Here is a 6759-nt window from a genome sequence, read left to right as displayed (position 1 = left end):
CCGCCAGCAGCGGATCGCGGCGCGCCCGCGGCACACCGGTCGCCGCGCGCTCGAACAGCGCGGCGCCCACCAACAGGTCGTTGGACAGTTCCTTCTCGCCCTGGCCGGCGTCGAGTTTGGCGACCAGCCCATGGCGCCACGAGTGAATCGGGTCACCCCATCCGTCGACCCGGAAGGTCCACAGCCCGACCCGGTCGGGGGTGAACACACCGTGGAAGACGTACGGTTCCTGACCTTCGGTCATGGGCAGCAGCAGCGGCTTGATCCGCTGCTCTGGCGCCCTATTGTCGAGGGCGGGTGCGGGACGTTCGGGGGCCTGAACCGCCTTGATCCGGCGGGATTCGCCGACCTGCGGGTAACGCTGGCCGAGGTAGCGCACGACCAGCGTTGCTGCGACGGCGTCGTGGCCCTCTCGCCAGACCGCGGCGCTGACGGGGACCATCTCACCGACCACGGCCTTGGCCGGGTACGCGCCGCAGGAGACGACGGGCTGGACGTTATCGATCTCGACACGACCGGGCACAAACACTCCGTTTCGATTGTGTGGCGAGACCGCGCCGTGCTTCGCCGCGGAATGCCTCGCCTCCCAGAAACTTCCTGTCGTGGGGACTCTCTCTGACGGACCGCAGCGTTGCGGCCCCAACAACTAACCGATACCCACCCTAGTGCGCCGTCACACACCCCCGAAGCCGAACGGTCAGTCGCTCGCCCTGCGGGCTCCGGAATCCTCAGTAAGGTAATGACGTGTGAAAGCCCTTCGCCGCTTTACCGTCCGTGCTCATTTGCCCGAGCGTCTCGCCGCGCTGGATCAGCTTTCAACCAACCTGCGGTGGTCATGGGACAAGCCCACGCAAGACCTGTTCGCGGCCATCGACTCGGCGCTGTGGGCGCGATGCGGCTCCGACCCGGTGGCGCTGCTCGGTGCGGTGAGCCCGGCCCGGCTCGACGAGCTCGCTCTGGACGAGGAATTCGTGGGCCGGCTCGATGCGCTCTCCGCCGAGCTGAACGATTACCTGAGCCGTCCGCTCTGGTACCAGCAGCGCCAGCACGCCGGTGCCGCGCTACCTGCCGCCATCGCGTACTTCTCGATGGAGTTCGGTGTGGCCGAGGTGCTGCCGAACTACTCGGGCGGCCTGGGCATCCTCGCCGGTGACCACCTGAAGTCCGCGTCCGATCTGGGCGTCCCGCTGATCGCAGTGGGCCTGTACTACCGCTCCGGCTACTTTCGGCAGTCGCTCACCGCCGACGGCTGGCAGCACGAGACCTACCCGGCGCTGGACCCGCAGGGGCTGCCGTTGCGGCTGCTCACCGATGACGCACGCGAACCCGTGCTGGTGGAACTGACGCTTCCCGACTCCGCTCAGCTGCGGGCGCGGGTCTGGGTCGCGCAGGTGGGACGCGTTCCGCTGCTGCTGCTGGATTCCGACGTCCCCGAGAACGAGCACGAGCTGCGCGGCGTCACCGACCGGCTGTACGGGGGCGACCAGGAACATCGGATGCGGCAGGAGATCCTGGCCGGCATCGGCGGGGTGCGGGCCATCCGCGCGTTCACCGCCATCGAGGGGCTGCCGGCGCCCGAGGTGTGGCACATGAACGAGGGGCATGCGGGGTTCCTCGGGGCCGAACGCATCCGCGAGCTGATCACCGATTCCGGGCTGGACTTCGACACGGCGCTGACCGTCGTGCGGTCGGCGACCGTGTTCACCACCCACACCCCGGTCCCCGCCGGTATCGACCGGTTCCCCGTCGAGATGGTGCGGCTCTACTTCGACGACGGCCTGGGCGAGGGCGCCGACGGGGCGGGAAAGGCCAAGGGGGCGCCCACCCTGCTGCCGGGCGTGCCGACCGCGCGGATCATGGCGCTCGGCGCGGAGGACGACCCGACGAAGTTCAACATGGCGCACATGGGCCTGCGCCTGGCCCAACGGGCCAACGGTGTTTCGCTGTTGCACGGCCGGGTCAGTCGGGCCATGTTCAACGAGCTGTGGCCGGGTTTCGATTCCGACGAGGTGCCGATCGGCTCCATCACCAACGGCGTGCACGCGCGCACCTGGGCGGCGCCGCAATGGTTGCAGCTGGGCCGCGAGCTGGCCGGGTCGGACTCGTTCGGCGATCCCGGCGTGTGGCTGCGGCTGCAGGAGGTCGACGCCGGCCACCTGTGGTGGATCCGCTCGCAACTGCGCTCGCTGCTGGTCGAGGATGTCCGGCGGCGGTTGCGCCGCTCGTGGCAGGAGCGCGGCGCGCCGGATGCCGAATTAGCTTGGATAGCAACGGCTTTCGATCCTGACGTGCTCACCATCGGGTTTGCCCGGCGGGTGCCGACCTATAAGCGGCTGACGCTGATGCTGCGTGACCCGGATCGGCTCGAACAGCTGCTGCTCAACGAGGACAGGCCGATCCAGCTGATCGTCGCCGGCAAATCGCATCCCGCCGACGACGGCGGCAAGGCGCTGATCCAGCAGGTGGTGCGGTTCGCCGACCGGCCGGAGGTGCGGCATCGCATCGCCTTTTTGCCCGACTACGACATGTCGATGGCCCGGCTGCTGTATTGGGGCTGCGACGTCTGGCTGAACAACCCGCTGCGGCCCTTGGAGGCCTGCGGCACGTCGGGGATGAAGAGCGCGCTCAACGGCGGGCTGAACCTGTCCATCCGCGACGGCTGGTGGGACGAGTGGTACGACGGCGAAAATGGTTGGGAGATACCGACCGCCGACGGCGTGGCCGACGAGTCCCGTCGCGACGACCTGGAATCCACCGCGCTGTACAACCTGCTGGAGCAGGCGGTGGCGCCGAAGTTCTACGAGCGCGACGAACACGGGGTCCCGCCGCGGTGGATCGAGATGGTGCGCCACACGCTGCAGACCCTCGGCCCGAAGGTGCTGGCGTCCCGCATGGTTCGCGATTACGTCGAGCAGTACTACACGCCGGCGGCGGCGTCGCTGCGCAAGACCACCGCGGCCGAGGACGGCGGCGCGGAGTTCGACGCCGCCCGCGAGCTGGCCGCCTATCGCCGGCGCGCCCACGACTCGTGGCCCAAGATCACCATCACCGACGTGGACAGCACCGGGCTGCCGGACACCCCGGTGCTCGGGTCCAAGTTGACGCTGACCGCGACCGTGCAGCTCGACGGGCTGGCCCCCGACGAGGTCACGGTCCAGGCGCTGGTGGGCAGGGTCGACGCCGGCGATGCGCTGCTGGACCCGGTCACCGTCCAGATGTCGTACACCGGCACCGCCGAGGGCGGCAACCAGGTGTTCTCGTCGACCACGCCGCTGCCGCTGGCCGGCGCGGTGGGGTACACGGTGCGCGTGCTGCCCAACAACCCCCTGCTGGCCGCCAGCAACGAGCTCGGTCTCGTCACCCTGGCGCGTTAGCGGTGCGCAGCCGTTCCAGCGCGCCGCGAACCTGGGCGGCGTCGGTGGTTGCCCAGAATGGCGGCAGCGAGGCGCGCAGGTAGCCGCCGTAGCCGGCGGTCACCATTCGCGAATCCAGGACCGCGACCACGCCGCGGTCGGTGACGCGGCGCAGCAGCCGCCCAGATCCCTGCGCCAGCAGCAGCGCGGCATGATTGGCGGAGACGGCCATGAAGCCGTTGCCACCCCGTGCCGCCACCGCGCGCTGCCGCGCGCCCAGCAGCGGGTCGTCGGGCCGGGGGAACGGGATGCGGTCGATCAGCACCAGCGACAGCGACGGCCCCGGCACGTCGACGCCCTGCCACAGCGACAGGGTGCCGAACAGCGAGGTCTCCTCGTCGGCGGCGAACTGCTCCACCAGCGTGGAGGTGCTGTCGTCGCCCTGGCACAGCACCGGCGTCGACAGCCGAGAGCGCATGGCCTCGGCGGCGGCGCGGGCGGCCCGCATCGACGAGAACAGGCCCAGCGTCCGGCCGCCGGCCGCCGCGATGAGCTCGGCGATCTCGGTCAGCTGCTCGGCCGAGCCGGTGCCGTCGCGGCCCGGCGGCGGCAGATGCGCGGCCACGTACAGGATTCCGGCCTTGGCGTGTTCGAACGGCGACCCCACGTCCAGCCCGCGCCAGCGGGTGTCCCCGCCCTCCCCGCCGGTCAGGCCCCACGCCGCCGCCATCGCGTCGAAGGACCCGCCGATCGCCAGGGTCGCCGAGGTCAACACCGCCGTCGAACGCGAGAACACCGCGCTGCGCAGCAGGCCGGCGACCGACAGCGGTGCCACCCGCAACACCGGACGCACCGATCCACGGTTGTCCTCGTGGTCGAGCCAGACCACGTCGCTACGGTCCGGGATGGCCGGGGCGAACGACACCAGGATCCGCGATGCGGAATCGGATACCTCGCTCAGCGCCGCGACGGCCTCGGCGCGCGCCGCCGCCGCCCGGGGGTCGCCCCTGGTGTCGTTCCTGGTGTCGATCGCCGAGCGCGCCGCGGTCGCAGCGTCACGCAGCGACGCCAGGTAGGTCGCCATCTCCTCGTCGAGCCGATCGATGCGGCCCGGCGTGCCGTCGTGGATGGCCGCGGCGAAGTTCGCGGTCGTCGCCTCCAGGCGCTGGGTCAGCTCGGGCCCCACCAAGCGGGCGATGCGCCGCGCGACGACGCCGAGCGCGGCCGACGTCAGCTCGGCGGTGGCCACCGACGTCACCCGGTCGACCAGCTCGTGGGCCTCGTCGACCACCAGCAGCGCGTGCTCGGGCAGCACCGCCGAGTCGGCGACGGCATCGATGGCCAGCAGCGCATGATTGGTGACGACGACGTCGGCCCGGCCGGCCTCTCCCCGGGCCCGTTCGGAGAAGCACTCGGAGCCGAACGGACACCGCGCCACGCCCAGGCATTCGCGCGCCGAAACGCTGACCTGCGACCAGGATCGGTCCGGCACCCCGGGCTTCAGGTCGTCGCGGTCGCCCGAATCGGTCGTCGATGCCCAGGCGGTGAGCCGTTGCACGTCGCGGCCCAGCGCGCTGAGCGCCACCGGATCGAAGAGCTCCTCCTGCGGCCGCTCGTCATTCGGGTCGTCGGCGGCGCCACCGTTATGGATCTTGTTCAGGCACAGGTAATTTCGCCGCCCCTTCAGCAGCGCGAAGCGCGGCCTTCGCGGCAGCGCCCCGGCGAGCGAATCGGCCAGGCGGGGCAGGTCGCGGTCGACGAGCTGGCGCTGCAGCGCGATCGTGGCCGTCGACACCACGACGGGCCCCTCCTCTCCGACCGCGCGGACGATCGCGGGAACCAGGTACGCCAGCGACTTGCCGGTGCCGGTGCCGGCCTGCACGACGAGGTGCTCGCCGGTCTCGAAGGCCCGCTCGACCGCGGTGGCCATCTGCAGTTGGCCCGGGCGCTCGCTGCCACCGAGCGCGGCCACGGCGATGGCGAGCAACTCGGGCACGGACATGGACACCTCGGACGTGGTCACTGCCTTGAGCTCAGGTGAGGATGTGTGTCGTCGGGATCGCGGGCTCCCCGTGCGACAGGTTCAGACCTTCCCACGGCAGGCTGCGCAGCCCGCAGGCCACCAGCTCGCGCGCCGCCGACAGGTTCGGGCGCGACACCACCTCGCCGCCGCGGACCAGCGGCGCCGTCAGCGCTCGGCACGGTTCGACCAGCGGCGCCGTCAGCGCTCGGCACGGTTCGGCGGCCTCCGGTGGGCGGCCCGCCGGGTACACCACCTCCTCGGTGATCGTTCCGGTCGGGCGCGCCAGCCGCAGCGCCTCCTTGCGCCCGCCCCGAGATTCCTTGTGGCTGCTCCGCTTTTGCACGGGCATCCCGTCGACTTCGACCAGCTTGTAGACCATGCCGGCGGTCGGCGCGCCGGAACCGGTCACCAGCGACGTGCCGACACCGAAGCTGTCCACCGGCTCGGCGCGCAGGGCGGCGATGCTGAACTCGTCGAGGTCGCCGGACACCACGATGCGGGTCCGCGTGGCACCCAGCCCGTCGAGCTGTTCGCGCACCTGACGGGCGAGTACCGCGAGTTCGCCGGAGTCGATGCGCACGGCGCCAAGTTCGGGGCCGGCGGCGGCCACGGCGTTGGCCACGCCGGTCGTCACGTCGTAGGTGTCCACCAGCAGCGTGGTGCCCGCGCCGAGCGCGTCGACCTGCGCGCGAAACGCCGCCAGCTCGTCCGGACCGTCTCGATGGGTGTGCAGCATCGTGAACGCGTGCGCGGCCGTGCCCTCGGTCGGTATCCCGTAGCGGCGCTGGGCGCCGAGGTTGGAGGTCGCGGCGAAGCCGGCGATATAGGCGGCGCGAGCCGCGGCGATCGCTGCCCGCTCGTGGGTGCGGCGCGAGCCCATCTCGATCAGCGGGCGGTCCCCGGCGGCGCTGACCATGCGCGCCGCCGCCGAGGCGATCGCGCTGTCGTGGTTGAAGATCGATAATGCGAGCGTCTCGAGAACCACGCATTCGGCGAAGCTGCCGGTCACCGAAAGCACCGGCGAACCGGGGAAGTACAGCTCGCCCTCAGCGTAGCCGTCGATATCGCCGCCGAACCGGAAATCGCGGAGATAGCCCACCGCGTCGGGGTCAAGGAACTGCGCCAGCAAGCCGCAGGCGTCGTCGTCGAACCTGAACTGCGGCAACGCTTCCAGCAGCCGGCCGGTTCCGGCGACCACGCCGTAGCGGCGGCCGTCGGGCAGGCGGCGGGCAAACAGTTCGAACGTGGTCCGGCGGTTCGCGGTGCCGTCGCGCAGGGCCGCTGCCAGCATGGTCAACTCGTACTTGTCGGTCAGCAGCCCAGCCAGGACCGGCTCGTTCATTCCGCAACGGTAACGGCTGGCGGCGGCGGGCGTGTGTCTCG

At 71.1% G+C, this 6759-nt stretch carries 4 protein-coding genes; 1 reads left to right on the top strand and 3 read right to left on the bottom strand.

Annotated features, from left to right (window positions below; genetic code table 11):
* On the bottom strand, positions 1–523 hold a 523-nt coding region (locus BN4348_RS47390; RefSeq protein WP_211145742.1), incomplete at its 3' end, for a maltotransferase domain-containing protein.
* Positions 524–746: 223 nt separating this feature from the next.
* On the opposite strand from BN4348_RS47390, the gene glgP reads away from it, so the two are divergent.
* On the top strand, positions 747–3374 hold the full coding sequence (gene glgP, locus BN4348_RS47385) for an alpha-glucan family phosphorylase (protein WP_066914657.1): 2628 nt from the start codon (positions 747–749) through the stop codon (positions 3372–3374).
* Here the strand turns inward: glgP and BN4348_RS47380 are convergent.
* Positions 3358–5355 carry an ATP-dependent DNA helicase gene (locus BN4348_RS47380; RefSeq protein ID WP_096866296.1) on the bottom strand — a complete coding sequence of 666 codons (1998 nt, stop codon included), beginning with the start codon at positions 5353–5355 and terminating at the stop codon, positions 3358–3360. The two genes, glgP and BN4348_RS47380, sit on opposite strands and share 17 nt — an antisense overlap.
* A gap of 31 nt (positions 5356–5386) precedes the next feature.
* Positions 5387–6718 (bottom strand): nicotinate phosphoribosyltransferase, encoded by a 1332-nt coding sequence (locus BN4348_RS47375; RefSeq protein WP_066914655.1) that lies wholly within the window; start codon positions 6716–6718, stop codon positions 5387–5389.
* Positions 6719–6759 lie beyond the last annotated feature (41 nt).

Origin of the sequence: Mycobacterium interjectum, assembly GCF_900078675.2 — a bacterium.
Taxonomy (GTDB): Bacteria; Actinomycetota; Actinomycetes; order Mycobacteriales; family Mycobacteriaceae; genus Mycobacterium; species Mycobacterium interjectum.
The sequence above is the reverse complement of the archived record's forward strand: the minus strand, read 5'-3'. Positions and strand labels throughout refer to the sequence as shown.

What these genes read in the sequence shown, in the direction of transcription:
- BN4348_RS47375 (WP_066914655.1), bottom strand. Translation starts at nt 6,718, where the DNA reads ATGAACGAGCCGGTCCTGGCTGGGCTGCTGACCGACAAGTACGAGTTG.
- BN4348_RS47380 (WP_096866296.1), bottom strand. Translation starts at nt 5,355, where the DNA reads ATGTCCGTGCCCGAGTTGCTCGCCATCGCCGTGGCCGCGCTCGGTGGC.